Source organism: Streptomyces sp. NPDC019937, assembly GCF_040631655.1.
Classification (GTDB): domain Bacteria; phylum Actinomycetota; class Actinomycetes; order Streptomycetales; family Streptomycetaceae; genus Streptomyces.
Map to the genome: position 1 here is coordinate 252,247 of NZ_JBEYAL010000001.1, position 15,841 is coordinate 268,087.

10 protein-coding genes are annotated in these 15,841 nt (G+C 72.4%); 8 read left to right on the forward strand and 2 right to left on the reverse strand.

Annotated elements, in window-relative coordinates:
• Positions 1 to 67 precede the first annotated feature (67 nt).
• Positions 68 to 1,315 (reverse strand): PP2C family protein-serine/threonine phosphatase, encoded by a 1,248-nt coding sequence (locus ABZ562_RS01065; RefSeq protein ID WP_361472531.1) that lies wholly within the window; start codon positions 1,313 to 1,315, stop codon positions 68 to 70.
• 407 nt (positions 1,316 to 1,722) lie between these two features.
• Between ABZ562_RS01065 and ABZ562_RS01070 the strand changes: the two genes are divergently transcribed.
• The 3 genes from ABZ562_RS01070 (at position 1,723) to ABZ562_RS01080 (ending at position 9,380) form a co-directional block, all read left to right on the forward strand.
• Positions 1,723 to 5,994: a HAMP domain-containing protein gene (locus ABZ562_RS01070; protein ID WP_361472111.1), complete on the forward strand. Its 4,272-nt coding sequence runs from the start codon at positions 1,723 to 1,725 to the stop codon at positions 5,992 to 5,994.
• Positions 5,991 to 8,315, forward strand: a complete 2,325-nt coding sequence (locus ABZ562_RS01075; protein ID WP_361472114.1) for a SpoIIE family protein phosphatase — start codon at positions 5,991 to 5,993, stop codon at positions 8,313 to 8,315. Before ABZ562_RS01070 ends, ABZ562_RS01075 begins: the two co-directional genes overlap by 4 nt.
• A gap of 78 nt (positions 8,316 to 8,393) precedes the next feature.
• The gene (locus ABZ562_RS01080) at positions 8,394 to 9,380 is read left to right on the forward strand and encodes a helix-turn-helix domain-containing protein (protein ID WP_361472117.1); all 987 of its coding nucleotides are present in this window, start codon (positions 8,394 to 8,396) and stop codon (positions 9,378 to 9,380) included.
• 45 nt (positions 9,381 to 9,425) lie between these two features.
• Here ABZ562_RS01080 and ABZ562_RS01085 read toward each other — a convergent pair whose 3' ends face one another.
• Positions 9,426 to 10,289, reverse strand: a complete 864-nt coding sequence (locus tag ABZ562_RS01085) for a dihydroorotate dehydrogenase (RefSeq protein ID WP_361472120.1) — start codon at positions 10,287 to 10,289, stop codon at positions 9,426 to 9,428.
• Between the two features lie 172 nt (positions 10,290 to 10,461).
• Here ABZ562_RS01085 and ABZ562_RS01090 point away from each other — a divergent pair, with 172 nt between their 5' ends.
• The 5 genes from ABZ562_RS01090 (at position 10,462) to ABZ562_RS01110 (ending at position 15,761) form a co-directional block, all read left to right on the forward strand.
• On the forward strand, positions 10,462 to 11,157 hold the full coding sequence (locus ABZ562_RS01090; RefSeq protein ID WP_361472123.1) for a polysaccharide deacetylase family protein: 696 nt from the start codon (positions 10,462 to 10,464) through the stop codon (positions 11,155 to 11,157).
• A 38-nt stretch (positions 11,158 to 11,195) separates the two neighbouring features.
• Positions 11,196 to 11,651, forward strand: a complete 456-nt coding sequence (locus tag ABZ562_RS01095; RefSeq protein ID WP_361472126.1) for a MarR family transcriptional regulator — start codon at positions 11,196 to 11,198, stop codon at positions 11,649 to 11,651.
• Positions 11,648 to 12,502 carry an ATP-binding cassette domain-containing protein gene (locus ABZ562_RS01100; RefSeq protein WP_361472129.1) on the forward strand — a complete coding sequence of 285 codons (855 nt, stop codon included), beginning with the start codon at positions 11,648 to 11,650 and terminating at the stop codon, positions 12,500 to 12,502. Before ABZ562_RS01095 ends, ABZ562_RS01100 begins: the two co-directional genes overlap by 4 nt.
• Positions 12,462 to 13,331: an ABC transporter permease gene (locus tag ABZ562_RS01105; protein WP_361472132.1), complete on the forward strand. Its 870-nt coding sequence runs from the start codon at positions 12,462 to 12,464 to the stop codon at positions 13,329 to 13,331. Before ABZ562_RS01100 ends, ABZ562_RS01105 begins: the two co-directional genes overlap by 41 nt.
• A 213-nt stretch (positions 13,332 to 13,544) precedes the next feature.
• Positions 13,545 to 15,761 (forward strand): MMPL family transporter, encoded by a 2,217-nt coding sequence (locus tag ABZ562_RS01110; protein WP_361472135.1) that lies wholly within the window; start codon positions 13,545 to 13,547, stop codon positions 15,759 to 15,761.
• Positions 15,762 to 15,841 lie beyond the last annotated feature (80 nt).

A 15,841-nucleotide genomic window follows, 5' to 3' on the forward strand; every position in this document is an offset into this window, starting at 1 on the left:
CCAGAACCCCGGCGGCCTCCGTGAAGTGGTGCATCCGGGCTAGATTCTTGTCATCCGAGCATGGTTGTCAAATGGCAACGATTTCCGGAGATTCCGCTTCCGGTGCCCCTTCGCCGGATTCTCCCCGTTCCCTCCGCCCGTACCAGTCGAGGCAGACCACCAGGGCGTCGTCGTCCAGCGGGGTATCGAAGCGGAAGTCGGCGAGCTGGCGCAGCACCGCCTGGGGCACCTGGGCCGGCGGCAGCAGCTGGGTGTTGCCCAGCGCGCGGGCCAGCGCCCGCTCCCCGTAGCTCTCGCCCGACGGGGACAGCGCCTCGTACACCCCGTCGCTCCCGAACAGGAAGCGGTCGCCGGGCTGGGCGGTGAAGTGCTCGGCGACGTAGACGGTGTCCTCGAACATCCCGAGCGGCAACTGCGCGTCGAACCGTACGGGCTCCACCGAGCGCTCCCGCTGGCGCCACATCCGCGGCGAGCCCGCGTCCACGACCTCCACGTCCCCGGTCCTGAAGCCGAACCGCAGCAGCAGCGCCGACACATGGGCCTCCCCCCGGTACTGGGCGTAGACCGCCTGGTCGGCCAGGCTCGCCTGATCGCACAGGCCCAGACCCGCGCGCCGCGCGTTGCGCAGCGCGCTCACGGCGAGGCTGGTCAGCAGCGACGCCTCGATGCCCTCCCCCATGCCGTTGGTGATGGTGAGCGTCAGATGGTCGGCCGAGGCGGACCAGTCGAAGTTGTCGCCGAAGATGGCGTACGCCGGCTCCAGATGCGCCCCGAGCGAGAACTCGGGACGCGCGCACGAGCGGCCGGGCAGCAACTGCCACTGCATCTCGGCGGCCAGGGTCAGCCGGGTGGTGCGCCGGGCCAGGAGGTAGAGGTCGGTATCGCGCTCGGCGACGAGGATCTCATGGCCCAGGGCCTCGCAGACCGCCTGGAGGTAGTGCATCCGGGCCCAGGCGTCCCGTTCGGAGGGCAGCCGCAACGACAGCACCCCCATCCGGTCGCCGCGGATGGTCATCGGCAGGTGCACGGTCACCGTGTCGTGTCCGCCGTCCCCCCGGCCGTGCCGGCCGTTGCGGACGACGCACGGCTCCTGCGACCCGAAGGCGCGGCCCTGGGGGCTGCCCTGGATGGGCACCGGCTCGGCGCCGTAGAGCCCCGGGTTCACAGCCTGGAGCGACCGCATGGCGTAGTCCGCCATGAGGAGCTCCACCTGTTCGGCGCCGCACTGCTCGGCCAGGGCGGCCGTGACGACATCGAGCAGAGCGTGAGGCGGGGCTGTGCGCAGCGCCCGCTCGACCGTAGAAATTTTGTCCACATCGTCCTGCTTCTCGAAACGCGCCGGGGGCGCGGCGATGTCCGTGATCACCGCGAGCGCATTCTATGCACCATGGCGACAACAATTGTCGTACGGCAATTATCTCCAGGGTCCCGGTCGCGCGGAGCGGGTGCCCGTCGTCACGGCCTTGATCGCCCGTTAGGGGTGGGGCGTGCCGGGAGGGCCCGTGCTGTACCACATTTGTCCGGCATTCGCTCATCGCTGTCACGGTGGCGCTCGAACGTGCCAGCCTTCGGGTGGGTGGGCCCGTCCGTCAATAGTTGCCGGGCGGCAACTGTGGCAGTATGACGGCTCGGAGCGCCTGATCACTCCCGGGCCGAAGGCTCACCGGCCCCTCACCCGGGGGCATCCGGCGGGCGGGACCGCTACTCGAGGGGCGGAGAACCATGGCGGTGAGTTCGGGCGCGGGGCAGCGCGCGGGGGTGCGTACGGCAGCGGGCCGCGGTGCCGGCACGGTCGCGGAGCCGGAGTTGCGGCAGTTGCTGGTCGGCCTCACGGCGGTCAGGGACGGCGACTTCGGCACGCATCTGCCGACCGACCGGGACGGCCTCCTGGGGGAGATCGCCACGGTCTTCAACGGCATGGTCGACCAGCTGTCGCTGTTCACCTCCGAAGTGACCCGGGTGGCCCGGGAGGTGGGCACCGAGGGCCGGCTCGGCGGCCAGGCCGCGGTGCCCGGGGTGGACGGCACCTGGAAGGACCTCACCGACTCCGTCAACGCCATGGCCGGCAACCTGACCACGCAGGTGCGCGACATCGCCCAGGTCGCCACGGCGGTGGCCAAGGGCGATCTCTCGCAGAAGATCACGGTCGTGGCCCGGGGCGAGATCCATGAGTTGAAGAACACCATCAACACGATGGTGGACGAACTGTCCTCGTTCGCGGACGAGGTGACGCGGGTGGCCCGCGAGGTCGGCACCGAGGGCATCCTCGGCGGCCAGGCCCAGGTGCCGGGTGTCGGCGGCACCTGGCGGGACCTGACCGACTCGGTCAACTCCATGGCCGGCAACCTCACCGCCCAGGTGCGCTCCATCGCCCGGGTGGCCACGGCGGTGGCCCAGGGCGACCTGACGCGCAAGATCGACGTCGACGCGCGCGGCGAGATCCTGGAGTTGAAGACCACCATCAACACGATGGTCGACCAGCTGTCCTCGTTCGCCGCCGAGGTCACGCGCGTCGCCCGAGATGTCGGCACCGAGGGCCGCCTCGGCGGCCAGGCCGACGTCCAGGGCGTCTCCGGCACCTGGAAGGACCTCACCGAGTCGGTCAACGTGATGGGCGACAACCTCACCGCCCAGGTGCGCTCCATCGCCCAGGTCACCACCGCCGTGGCGCAGGGCGATCTGTCGCAGAAGATCCGGGTGGACGCGCGCGGCGAGATCCTGGAGCTGAAGGAGACCATCAACACGATGGTCGATCAGCTGTCGGCCTTCGCCGACGAGGTGACCCGGGTGGCCCGCGAGGTCGGCACCGAGGGCAACCTCGGCGGCCAGGCCACCGTCCGGGGCGTCTCGGGCACCTGGAAGGACCTGACCGACAACGTCAACGTGATGGCGTCCAACCTCACCAGCCAGGTGCGGTCCATCGCCCAGGTGGCGACGGCGGTGGCCCGAGGCGATCTGTCGCAGAAGATCACCGTCGAGGCCAAGGGCGAGGTGGCCGCGCTCGCCGGGGTGATCAATACCATGGTGACCACCCTCTCGGCGTTCGCCGACGAGGTGACGCGCGTGGCCCGCGAGGTCGGCACCGAGGGCATGCTCGGCGGCCAGGCCCAGGTGCCCCATGTGGCGGGCACCTGGAAGGACTTGACGGACAACGTCAACTCCATGGCGAACAACCTGACCAATCAGGTCCGCAACATCGCGCAGGTCACCACGGCGGTGGCCCAGGGCGATCTCACGCGCAAGATCGACGTCGACGCGCGGGGCGAGATCCTGGAGTTGAAGACCACCATCAACACGATGGTGGACCAGCTGTCCTCGTTCGCCGCCGAGGTCACGCGCGTCGCCCGCGAGGTGGGCAGCGAAGGGCGGCTCGGCGGCCAGGCCGAGGTCGAGGGCGTGTCCGGGACCTGGAAGCGGCTCACCGAGAACGTCAACGAGCTGGCCGGGAACCTGACCCGCCAGGTCCGGGCCATCGCCGAGGTCACCAGCGCCGTGGCCGAGGGGGACCTGACGCGCTCCATCACGGTGGACGCCTCCGGCGAGGTCGCCGAGCTCAAGGACAACATCAACGCCATGGTGGAGTCCCTGCGCGAGACCACCCGCACCAACCAGGAGCAGGACTGGCTCAAGACCAACCTCGCCCTCATCTCCGGGCTGATGCAGGGCCGGCGCGATCTGGCGGTCGTCGCCGAACTGGTCATGGACCGGCTGACCCCGCTGGTCGGCGCCCAGTACGGCGGCTTCTACCTCGCCCACGACACCCCGCGGGGCGTGGAACTGCGGCTGCTCGGCTCCTACGGACTGCCGGCCGGGAACGCCGCGGACGCCGGGGACCGGCCGGTGGGGTTCCGGCTCGGCGAGTCGCTCGTCGGACAGGCGGCCCGCAGCCGCCGCACCATCGCCGTCGAGCAGCTTCCGCCCGGATACGTCACCGTCTCCTCGGGGCTCGGCGCGGCCGAGGCGTCCAGCCTCCTCGTCCTGCCCATCGTGGTCGAGGAGCAGGTCCTCGGCGTCATCGAGGTGGCCTCGGTCGGCCGGTTCACCCAGGTCCACCGGGACTTCCTCGACCAGCTCATGGAGACCATCGGGGTCAACGTCAACACCATCGTGGCCAACGCCAGGACCGATGAGCTGCTGGAGGAGTCCCAGCGGCTGACCGCCGAACTCCAGGCGCGCTCCCAGGAGCTGCAGGCGCGCCAGGACGAGCTGCAGAACTCCAACGCCGAACTGGAGGAGAAGGCCGCCCTGCTGGCCGCGCAGAACCGCGACATCGAGACCAAGACCCGGGAGATCGAACAGGCCGGCCAGGAGCTGGAGGAGCGGGCCCGGCAGCTCACGCTGGCCTCCAAGTACAAGTCGGAGTTCCTGGCCAACATGAGCCATGAGCTGCGCACCCCGCTCAACAGCCTGCTGATCCTCGCCCAGCTCCTGGCGCAGAACCCGTCCCGGAACCTCACCCCCAAGCAGGTCGAGTACGCGGGCGTCATCCACTCGGCGGGATCCGACCTGCTGCAGCTCATCGACGACATCCTGGATCTGTCCAAGGTCGAGGCCGGCAAGATGGACATCCAGCCCGAGCGGGTGCCGCTGCAGCGGCTGCTCGACTACGTGGAGGCCACCTTCCGCCCGATGACGGTGCAGAAGGGCCTCGACTTCCGCATCAGCGTCTCGCCCGCCGTCCCCGACGAACTCTTCACGGACGACTCCCGGATGCGTCAGGTGCTGCGCAACCTGCTCTCCAACGCGGTGAAGTTCACCGAGTCCGGCTGCGTGGAGCTGCGCATCGCGCCCGCCGCGGAATCCGATCTGCCCCAGGAGGCCCGCGGTCAGGGGCCCGTCCTGGCGTTCCGGGTCGTGGACACCGGCATAGGAATCGCCGAGCCGCACCTCGAGGCCATCTTCGGGGCGTTCCAGCAGGCGGACGGCACCACGAGCCGCAAGTACGGCGGCACCGGCCTCGGTCTTTCCATCAGCCGGGAGATCGCCCATCTGCTGGGCGGCGCGGTACAGGCCGCCAGCACCCTGGGCGAGGGCAGCACCTTCTCCTTCTACCTGCCCGTCGGCAGCCCCGACCAGGAGCCGCGGGCCAAGGACGAGCAGGAGCCCGCCGCGGCGCAGTCGGCCGCCGGTGCCGTGGACCAGCGCCACCTGCTGGTGGTCGAGGAGCAGCCGCACGGGCTGCTGGCGCTCCTGGCCGAGAGCGCGGTGGCCGAGCTCGCGGACGGCGGAGCGGCCACCGGCGCGGTGCGGATGCGGACCGTGGCCGATCCGGGGGAGGTCGCGGCGGCGCTCACCGACGAGCCGTGCCACTGCGTCGTCCTCGGCCTCGACATGCCCGACGAGACGGCCCTGCGCTTCCTCGAGGAGCTGGACCGCGTCCCGGCCGCCCGGCACGTGCCGGTCCTGGCCCACCACACCCGGCGGCTGGACCCGCACTGGAACCGGCGGCTGACGGACCGTTTCCAGGGCGCGCCGTGGGAGCTGCTGCCGAGCCTGGACGAGCTGCGCGAGCGCATCATCCTGCATCTGAAGGCCGACCGGCCGGCCGATGTCCTGCCCCTGGTGCCGCCCGCCGCCGCCACGCGGGCGGCCCCCGCGCACACGGGCGCGGACAGCGACCTGGCCGGGCGGGTGGTGCTGATCGTGGACGACGACACCCGTAACGTGTACGCGCTCACCGGCATCCTGGAGCTGTACGGCATGCGCGTCCTGCACGCCGAGAACGGGCGCAAGGGGCTGGAGATGCTGTCCCGGCACGAGGCGGTCGAGCTGCTGCTGATGGACATCATGATGCCCGAGATGGACGGTTACGCCGCCACCGCGGCGATCAGGGGCATGCCCGAGTACGCCGATCTGCCGATCATCGCGGTGACCGCCAAGGCCATGGCGGGCGACCGGGAGCAGACGCTGGCCGCCGGAGCCAGTGATTACATCACCAAGCCGCTGGACGCCGATGAGCTCGTGGCCTGTGTGCGCCGCTGGCTGAACCGGTGAGCGGGCGTGAACCGAGCCTGGACGCGCTGGTGGCGACGGTGGAGCGGCTGCGCGGCGAACTGACCGCCGCGCGGGAGGCGGCGGACGCGGCGGCCCTGATCGGCATCGCCACCGGAATCCTGGTCGAACGCGGCCACGGCGGCCCGACGGAGGCCGCCCGCCATCTGGAGGAGCTGGCCAGGGCCGCCGGGCTACCGCTTCCGGAACTCGCCGCCGACGTGGTCAACGGGGCGGCCGGGGACACGGTCGCCCGGGCCGTGCCCGCCGCGCCGCGGGGGTCCGTGGGCCCACGCCACGACGCGCCCGAGGTCCTGCGGCTGCGGGCGGCCGAGGCCGGATCGCTCACCGGCGACGCCCAGACGGTGGTGGACACGCTGCTGGAGCAGGCGCTCGCCCCTCTCGGGGTGAGCGCGGTGGCCCTGTGGGCCGTGGCCTCCGGTGGCGCGCTGGTCCTCGCCGGGCACGCGGGCTTTCCGCGCGGCGAGGGCGAGCGGTGGCGGTACGTACCGCCGGGCCTCGGGGCGCCCGCGCAGCGCGCCCTGACCGAACAGCGGGCGCACTGGTTCCCGGCGATGCCCGCCGGCGCGGCGGGCATCGGCAGGCGCCAGGGTGGCGACGGCGCCCGTGCCGTGGTCCCGGCCGAGATCAACGGCCGCGTCCTCGGTGTGCTGGAGGTGTGCTGGCCCCATCCGCGGCCCCCGCTGTCCGGCCCGGTCCACCGCCAGCTGAACGCGCTGGCCGGCCTGTGCGCCCACGCGCTGCCCGGCACCGAGGAGACGGCGGTCGACGCCGCGGCGGACCCGGCGCTCCCGGTCGGCCCCGCCATGGATCTCGCCGAGAGCCTGCTCGATCCGGTGCTGGTCCTGCGGCCGGTGCTCGATGACCGCGACCAGGTGACCGACTTCGTCATCGCCTGTGCCAACCAGCGCTTCACCGACCCGGCGGGCCGCCCGCGCGCCACGATCACGGGCATGCGGCTGCTGGAGGCGTACCCGCGCACCGCTCGTGAGGGCGGCCTGTACGAGCAGGTGCGGCGGGTCCACGCGACGGGCGAACCGTTCCGCGCGGAACGGATGTCCCTGCGCCTCCTGGCCGACGATGTGCCCCGGACCGGGCTCATCACCGTGGGCATCGGCCGCTGCGGGGACGCGGTGCTGCTGAGCTGGCGGCTGGAGGACGAGGCGGCGCGGCTGGCCGCCCTGCTCGAACACGTCCAGCGGCTGGGCCGGATCGGCGGTTTCCAGGAGGACGCCGTCAGCGGCGAGATCCTGTGGAACAGGCATCTGTTCTCGCTCTTCGACCTCCCGCCCACCGCGCCCCCCGTGCCGGTGGAGCGGCTGCACCGCCATGCGCATCCCGATGACTCCGTGGCCATCGGCCGCTTCCTGCGCACCCTTCTGCACCACCGCCACGCCGCCTCGACCGCGTTCCGCATGCAGCGGGCCGACGGAGCCGTCCGCCACATCCGCGTCGTCGCCGAGCCGGTCACCGATCCGGCCGGGCACCTGCTCGCGGTGCGCGGGGCCTACCAGGACTTCTCCAGCCAGCACTGGACGGAGGTGGCGCTCGCGGCCACGCGGGACCGGCTCGCCGACACCGAGCAGGAGGCCGCGGAACGCAACCGGCTGGCCCTCCAGTTGCAGCGGGCCATCATGCCCTCGTCCCCCGCGCCGGTCGACATCGCCGGCCTGCACGTGGCGGTGCGCTACCGCCCGGCCGAGGAGGGGCATCTGGTGGGCGGCGACTGGTACGACGTCGTCGTCCTGCCCCAGAAGAAGGTGCTGCTGGCGGTCGGCGACGTGGCGGGCCACGGCATCGAGGCGGCGACGAGCATGGTGGTCCTGCGCAACGCGCTGCGCGGTCTCGCCGCGACGGGGGCGGGCCCGGCCCGGCTCCTGGGCTGGCTGAACACCGTGGCCCACCACCTCACCGAACAGGTCACGGCCACCGTGGTCTGCGGCATCTACGATCCCCCGACCCGGGTGCTGGACTGGGCGCGGGCCGGGCACCCGCCGCCGGTCCTGATCCACGGGGGCACCGCCGCCGCCCTGCCGCTGCCCGGCGGCATCCTGCTGGGCGCGGTCGCCGAGGCGACGTACGAGGAGCGCCGGCTCGCCCTGGTGCCCGGCGACCGGCTGCTGATGTACACCGACGGGCTGATCGAGCGCCGGGACCGCTCCGTGGAGAAGGCGCTCGAACAGCTCCTGGCCACCGTCGGCGCCGCCACCCGGGAACTCGGCGAGCACCTCGACGTCCTGCTGACGCACGCGCGCTCCGACACCGACGACGACACCTGTCTCATCGGCATCGACGTGAGCTGAAGCGATGACCCCTCGGTTCGAACAACCGTGCCCTATAGTGAAGTTGGAGCGGATGGGAACGAGGTGGACCGGTCGGCGATGGACAGGGGCACGGGGGCGGCTGACGCGTCGCGCGTGAGCTTCCGCTGGGACTCCACCCGCCCGGCTGCCTCCCCCGGGGGATTCGACGCCTTCAGCCGCGAGTGGCGGGCACGGCTCGGTGATGGCCTGCCGCTGACGGCCTTCAGCCCGGCCACCACGGACGACTTCCGGGTCAAGGGCCGCATCGTCAAGCTGCGCGACGTGGTCCTCGCCGATTTCCGCACCGCGTCGCCCCTGCGCACCGCGCCCGCTCCGAACGGGGACGAGGACTGGGTGCAGATGTTCCTGGTGCGCCGCGGCGCATGGATCATCGACGGCTCGTCCGGCAGCGGCGCGCACACCGTGTCCGGCGGGCAGTTCCTGCTCCGGCACGGAGGGCGGCTGGCGGATTACGAGACGGCGCCCCACACCGTGGCGCAGAACATCATCCTTCCCGGCGGGGCCCTCAAACCGCTGCTCGGGGGCCGGACCATCAAGGGGCCGGCGGATGGGGCCGAGGTGCGGCTGCTGGTGGCCCACGCCAACATGGTCCACTCCACCGTCGCCGACCTGAGCCCGGCCGGTGTGCAGGCCGTCCGCGGCACGCTGATCGAGCTGGCCAAGGCGGTGGCGATGCGTCGCTTCGACGATGTGGAGCCCCTGTTGGCCCCCGCGCTCGCCCAGGCCGCGAAGGACTTCGCGGACCGCCATCTCACCGATCCGGAGCTGTCTCCCACGATGCTGGCGCGTCAGCTGAACGTCTCGGTGCGCACCCTCCAGCGGGCCTTCGCCGCGACGGGGGAGCCGGTGACCGCCTACATCCGCCGCCGGCGGCTGGAAGAGGCCCGCCTCGCCCTCACCGCGCCGTCCGGCCTCAGCATCTCCGAACTCGCCGCGCACTGGCAGTTCGCCGACAGCAGCCACTTCAACCGGGCCTTCAAGAAGCGCTACGGCCAGACCCCCACCGAATACGCCCGGCCGGCGGCCGTCCTTCCGGCCGATTAGGTTCGCCGCGCGGGTGAAGGCCGCGCGTGATCTCGTCAGCCGGGGTCAGGGAGCGGTTTCCGCGGAGGGACCGGTGTCGGTGCCGATGCCGGCCAGGACGCGTTCGGTCCCGGTGACGAGGGATCGCAGAGCGCCGTACGCGTCGGTGTGCGGCGCCGTGTCGACCTGCACGACATCGGCCCCGGCCCGCAGGTAGTCCACCACCTCGCGGCCGGAGGCCACGCCCCCGCGCGCCGCGATCGGCAGGCCGAAACCCCGCCGGCGCAGCCGCCGGACGGCCGCGAGCACCGGTGGTCCGGCCCCGGGCCCGGCACGGTCGTGGCCGGACGTCCCGCCCGGCTCCGGGCCACCGGTCCGGGGGCAGATGGTGACGGCGTCCGCGCCGGCGGCGATCGCGGCGCGTACCCGGTCCTCCAGGCCTTCACCGACGGCCACCCTGACGGAGAGGGGAAGTTCGACCCAGCAGCGTGTCTCGTACGTGTCGTCGTAGACGCGTTGGGGGCTGTCGTCCTCCGAGTCCGATTCCTCATCGACGCACGAGATACCGAGTTCCACCCCCGGGCAGCCGGTGATCTCGACCGCGCGCGCGAGCATGCCCAGCTCCGCCGGTGAGTCGGCGTGCACGGAGGCGATGACCGGCAGGGACGCGTCGGCCAAGGAGCGCAGCATCCGCAGCCAGTGGTCGACCGGGCGCTTGGAGCAGGCCGCGCCGCCCGGCATGCCGACGGGCAGCCGCAGGATCCGTTCGTCCAGGGCTTCGGGAGGCGCGGGATGGATGGTCGGCGTGACAACGGCCCCCGCTCCCTGCGCCAGCAGCCTCCGGATGGTGCGCTCCTGGCCCGTCAGACGCCCGGACCCCACGATCACCGGAGACTTCGCCCGCAGGCCCGGAAAGGGAAAGTCGGGCACGTGGTTCTCCATCGAACAGCGGACTGCGGGACTCGGGGGGCCCGGGCACAAGCGGCATGTGCCTCCCCTCGAAGGCTAGAAAGCCGGTCCCGGCGCGCACTTGAACCACAGCGGCATGCCGACAGAACATATGCGCCACAGGGCGGCACCGCCGCCGGCAAGGAGGTCGTCCATGTCCGGTACCGGCGCCCAGCGCAGGCGAGTGACGCTGACTTTCGACAACGGGCCGACCCCGGGCGTCACCGAGGACGTCCTGGATGTGCTGGCGGATCGCCGCGCCACCGCCACGTTCTTCGTGGTCGGCACCCGGCTGCGACGGGCCGGCGGCCGGGCCCTCGCGGCGCGTGCGGTGGCGGAGGGCCACCGCATCGGGCACCACACCGCCACCCACACCCTGCAGCTCGGCGCCGCCGAGGATCCCGAGGCGGCGGTGGCCGCGGAGATCACCGCCATCGAGCCCGACATCGACGCGTTGGCCGGAACCGGCGAGACCCGAGGTGAACGGCTGTTCCGGCCGTACGCCGGCGGCGGCGTCCTCGACGAGCGGGTGTTCAGCCCGGCGGCCGTACGGTACCTCCAGCGGCACCGCTACACGTGCGTGCTGTGGAACACCCTGCCGCACGACTGGGACGACCCCACGGGCTGGGTGGACCGGGCACTGGAGGGCGTGGCCCGCACCGACTGGGCCGTCGTGGTCCTTCACGACGTCGCCACCGGAGCCATGGACCGCCTGCCGGCGTTCCTGGACGGCGTGGCCGCGATGGGCGCCGAGATCGTCAGTGGCTTTCCCGACACGTGCGTGCCCATCAAGCGAGGCCGACCGCTGTCTTCCGTATCCCATCTCACCAGCGGGAGCGCCGTACCGTAGGTGGGGATTTATCTCTTATTGAGAGGTAACGTGGAGACATGGCCACGGAACAGGTCCCCGACTCGTTCGCCGATGTGCTGGCCGGGGTCCAGCGGCTGATCCGGCGGCGGCTGCGGGCCGGGATGGCGGAGCCGCGGCTGCGGGGCGCCCAGGTGGAGCTGTTGCGGCTGGTCATGGCCCGACCCGGGATCCGGGTGTCGGCCGCGGCCAAGGAGCTCTACCTCGCGGGCAACTCGGTCTCCACCCTGGTCAACCAGCTGGTGAAGGCGGGCTATCTGCACCGCGAGACCGATCCCGAGGACCGGCGGTCCGCGCTGCTGACGGCCACTCCCGCCGCCGTGGCCCGGCTGCGGGAGTGGCAGGCACGGCGCGGCGCGCTGGTCCGCGAGCAGGTGGCGCGGCTGTCCGAGAGCGACCGGGCGAGCCTGGCCGCGGCCGTTCCGGCGTTGCGCAGACTGGCCGAGAACCTGCACGAGGAGGTGGAAGGGTCATGACCGACACGGGGGCAAGCACCGCTCCGGCCGCGCTCGTCTGCGACGGCCTGGCGTACGCGTTCGGGGAGATCAAGGCGGTCGACGACCTGGAGCTGTCGGTCCGGGCGGGCGAGGTCTTCGGGCTGCTCGGACCCAACGGAGCGGGCAAGACCACCGCGATCCGCTGCATCACCACGCTGCTGCCGGTCCCCGCCGGGATGGTGCGGGTGTTCGGGCACGACGCGGCGAAGGAGCGGATGGCGGTCCGCCGGCTGCTGGGCTACGTACCGCAGCAGCTGTCCGCCGACGCCGGGCTCACCGGCCGGGAGAACGTGGAGCTGTTCGCCCGCGTCTTCGACGTGACCCGCCGGGAGCGGGCCGCGCGCGTGGGGCGGGTGCTGGAGGCGGTCGGCCTCACTCCGGCGGCCGACCGGCTCGCCAAGACGTACTCCGGCGGCATGATCCGCCGCCTCGAACTGGCCCAGGCGCTGGTCAGCGCGCCCCGGCTGCTGATGCTGGACGAGCCGACCATCGGCCTGGACCCGATCGCCCGGACCGGCGTGTGGGAGCACATCAACGCGGTACGGGCCACCACCGGGATGACCGTGCTGGTCACCACGCACTCCATGGACGAGGCCGATCAGTACTGCGACCGTGTCGCGCTGATGCACCGAGGCCGGATCCACGCCCTCGGAACGCCCGCTCAGCTCCGCTCCGAGCTGGCCGACCGCCGCCGGGAGGAGGGGGAGCAAGACCCGAGGCCGACCCTGGAGGACGTCTTCCGGGACGTCGCCGGCAGCGGCCTCGACGAGCAGGGAGGAGACTTCCGCGATGTCCGAAGCACCCGTCGCACCGCGTCACGGGTCGGCTGAGGCCGCCGCGCTCACGCCGGACGGCCTGCCCGACCCCCTGCTGACCCCGCCGCGCGCCCGCGCCGGCTGGCGGATACTGCCCGCGCGGGTCGGCGCGATGTGCGTGGTCGAGCTGCAGAAGCTGCGGCACGACCGCACCGAGCTGTACACGCGGGCCGTCCAGCCCGCCCTGTGGCTGCTGATCTTCGGCGAGACGTTCACCCGGCTCAAGGCCATACCGACCGGCGGCACGCCGTACATCGACTATCTCGCGCCCGGCATCATCGCCCAGTCCGCGATGTTCATCGCCATCTTCTACGGGATCCAGATCATCTGGGAGCGGGACGCCGGCATCCTCACCAAACTGCTGGTCACCCCGACCCCGAGAGCCGCCCTGATCACCGGCAAGGCCTTCGCCGCGGGGGTGAAGGCGCTGATCCAGGCGGTCGTGGTGATCGTCATCGCCGCGGCGCTCGGAGTGGCGCTGACCTGGAATCCGCTGCGGCTCCTCGGGGTGGCCCTCGCGGTGGTCCTGGGCTCGGCCTTCTTCTCCTGCCTGTCGATGACCATCGCGGGGATCGTGCTGACCCGCGACCGGCTGATGGGCATCGGCCAGGCCATCACCATGCCGCTGTTCTTCGGCTCCAACGCGCTGTACCCGGTGGCCCTCATGCCCGGCTGGCTCCAGGCCGTCAGCACCGCCAATCCGCTGAGCTACCAGGTCGACGCGTTGCGCGGACTGCTGCTGGGCACCGCGGACCACCTCGCGCTCGACTACACCGTCCTGGTACTGGCCGCGGCGGCCGGTATCGCGGCGGCCTCCTCGCTGCTGGGGCGGCTGGCGCGCTGACCCGGCGCGCACCACCGGCCCGGCAGGCGCCCCGGCGCCGCGCGGGTCTCATCCTGAAGCGGGAGCGAGCACTCCTCCTCGGGGAGGACCGGGCCGCGGCCCCTGGTGCGCCGGCACCAGGCGGCAGTGCCAGCACCGGCACGATGCCTCGGGACGGCCCTCCGGCCAGGCTGGTCACCCACCCCCCGACCCAGACCTGGAGATCCGTTTCTCGTGGCTACCTCGCTCTATCGGTTGGGCCGGACCGCCTTCCGGCGGCGCTGGCTCGTGACGTTGTTGTGGGCCGTGCTCCTCGGCGCCGTCGGTCTCGGTGCCGCCAAGGCCCCGGCCGCCTCCGACGACGGCACCTCCTTCCTGCCCGGCATCGAGGCCCAGAAGGCCTTCGACCTGATCGGAGAGCGTTTCCCCGGCTCGGACGCCAACGGTGCCAACGCGCGGATCGTGTTCGTCGCACCCGACGGGGAGAAGGTGACCGCGGCCGGCAACCGCGCCGCCATCGAGGCACTGGTGACGCGGGCCGCCGACGCGCCCGAGGTCGCCGGGGCCGTGAACCCGTTCACGGCGGGCGCGGTGAGCAAGGACGGCTCGACCGCCTACGCCACGGTCAACTACCGGGCGAAGGCCCGCGACCTCACGGACGCGGACAAGGCCGCCCTGGAGAAGGCCGTCGGCGCGGCCCGCGCCGCGGGCCTCACGGTCGAGGTCGGCGGCAACGCCCTTGCCGAACAGCCCGCGGCGGGTGGCTCGTCCGAGGCCATCGGCATCGTGCTGGCCGCCGTCGTCCTGCTGATCACCTTCGGATCCCTCGCCGCCGCCGGTCTTCCCCTGCTCACCGCCGTCGTCGGCATCGGGATCAGCATGGCCGCCATCATGGCCCTGGGCAGCGTCTTCGGTCTCTCCATGACCACCGGGACGCTCGCCACGATGCTCGGACTCGCGGTCGGCATCGACTACGCCCTGTTCGTGGTCTCCCGTTACCGGGAGGAGCGCGCCAACGGCCACGCCCCGCGCGAGGCGACCGGTCTCGCGGTCGGCACGGCCGGTTCCGCCGTGGTCTTCGCCGGTCTCACGGTCGTCATCGCGCTGGCCGGTCTGGCGGTGGTCGGCGTGCCGATGCTGACCAAGATGGGCCTGTGCGCGGCGGGCGCGGTGGTCGTCGCCGTCCTGATCGCCCTGACGCTGGTCCCGGCCCTGCTCGGCATGTGGCCCGAGGCCGTACTGTCCCGCCGTACGCGCAAGGGCGGCCCGGCGGCGCAGCCGTCCGGCAACGGCGGCTCCCGGTGGGCGCGTTTCGTGCTGCGCCGCCCGGTGGCCGTCCTGGTGGTGTGCGTCGCGGGCCTGGGCGCCCTGGCGCTGCCCGCCGCCCAGCTGGAGATGGGCATGCCGGGGGCGGAGTCCAAGCCGGTCTCCTCGACGGAACGACGCGCCTACGACGCCCTCGCGGACGGCTTCGGCGCGGGCTTCAACGGACCGCTGACGATCGTGGCGGACGTCGAGGGCGCGGCGGAACCCAAGGCGGCCGTGGCCGCGATCGCCAAGGAGATCCGCGCGACCCGCGGGATCGTGTCCGTCTCGCCCGCGCGGTTCAACCCGGCCGGCGACGCCGCGCTCTTCTCGGCCGTCCCGGCCACCGGCCCCAACGACGAGCGCACCAAGGGCCTCGTCCAGACCATTCGCGCCGAGCGCGCGGATCTCGAACGGGACACCGGGGCGACCTTCGAGGTCACCGGCAGCACCGCGATGGACATCGACGTCGCGCAGGCCCTCCAGGACGCGCTCGTGCCCTATCTGGCCGTCATCGTGGTGCTGGCACTGATCCTGTTGCTGGTGGTCTTCCGTTCCGTGCTCGTGCCCGTCAAGGCGGCCTTCGGGTTCCTGCTGTCGGTGCTGGCCGCCCTCGGCGCGGTCGTGGCGGTCTTCCAGTGGGGCTGGGGCGCGGCACTGCTCGGCGTGGAGCAGGCCGGTCCCATCATGAGTCTGATGCCGATCTTCCTGGTGGGCATCGTCTTCGGCCTGGCGATGGACTACGAGGTGTTCCTCGTGGCCCGCATGCGGGAGGCGTACGTCCACGGGGACCGCGCACCCCAGGCGGTCGTCACCGGTTTCCGGCACAGCGCGCGGGTGGTCGTCGCCGCTGCCGTGATCATGATCGCGGTGTTCTCGGGCTTCGTCGGCGCCGATGAGTCGATGATCAAGACCATCGGTTTCGGCCTCGCCGTCGCGGTGCTCTTCGACGCCTTCGTCGTCCGCATGGCGCTCGTGCCCGCGGTGCTGGCGCTGCTGGGCGACAAGGCGTGGTGGCTGCCCCGCCGGCTCGACCGGCTGCTGCCCCGCGTCGATGTCGAGGGAGCGGGGCTCGCCGCGTCACCGGGACCGGGCGCCGCACCGGCGGGCGGCGAGCCCGTGCCGCGGGAGACGGCCCGTATCTGAGACCCGTATCTGAGGCCCGAGGCCCGAGGCCCGTATCGCCGGTCGCGGCGCCGAGAACGACGGCGCCGTGACCCGCGGTG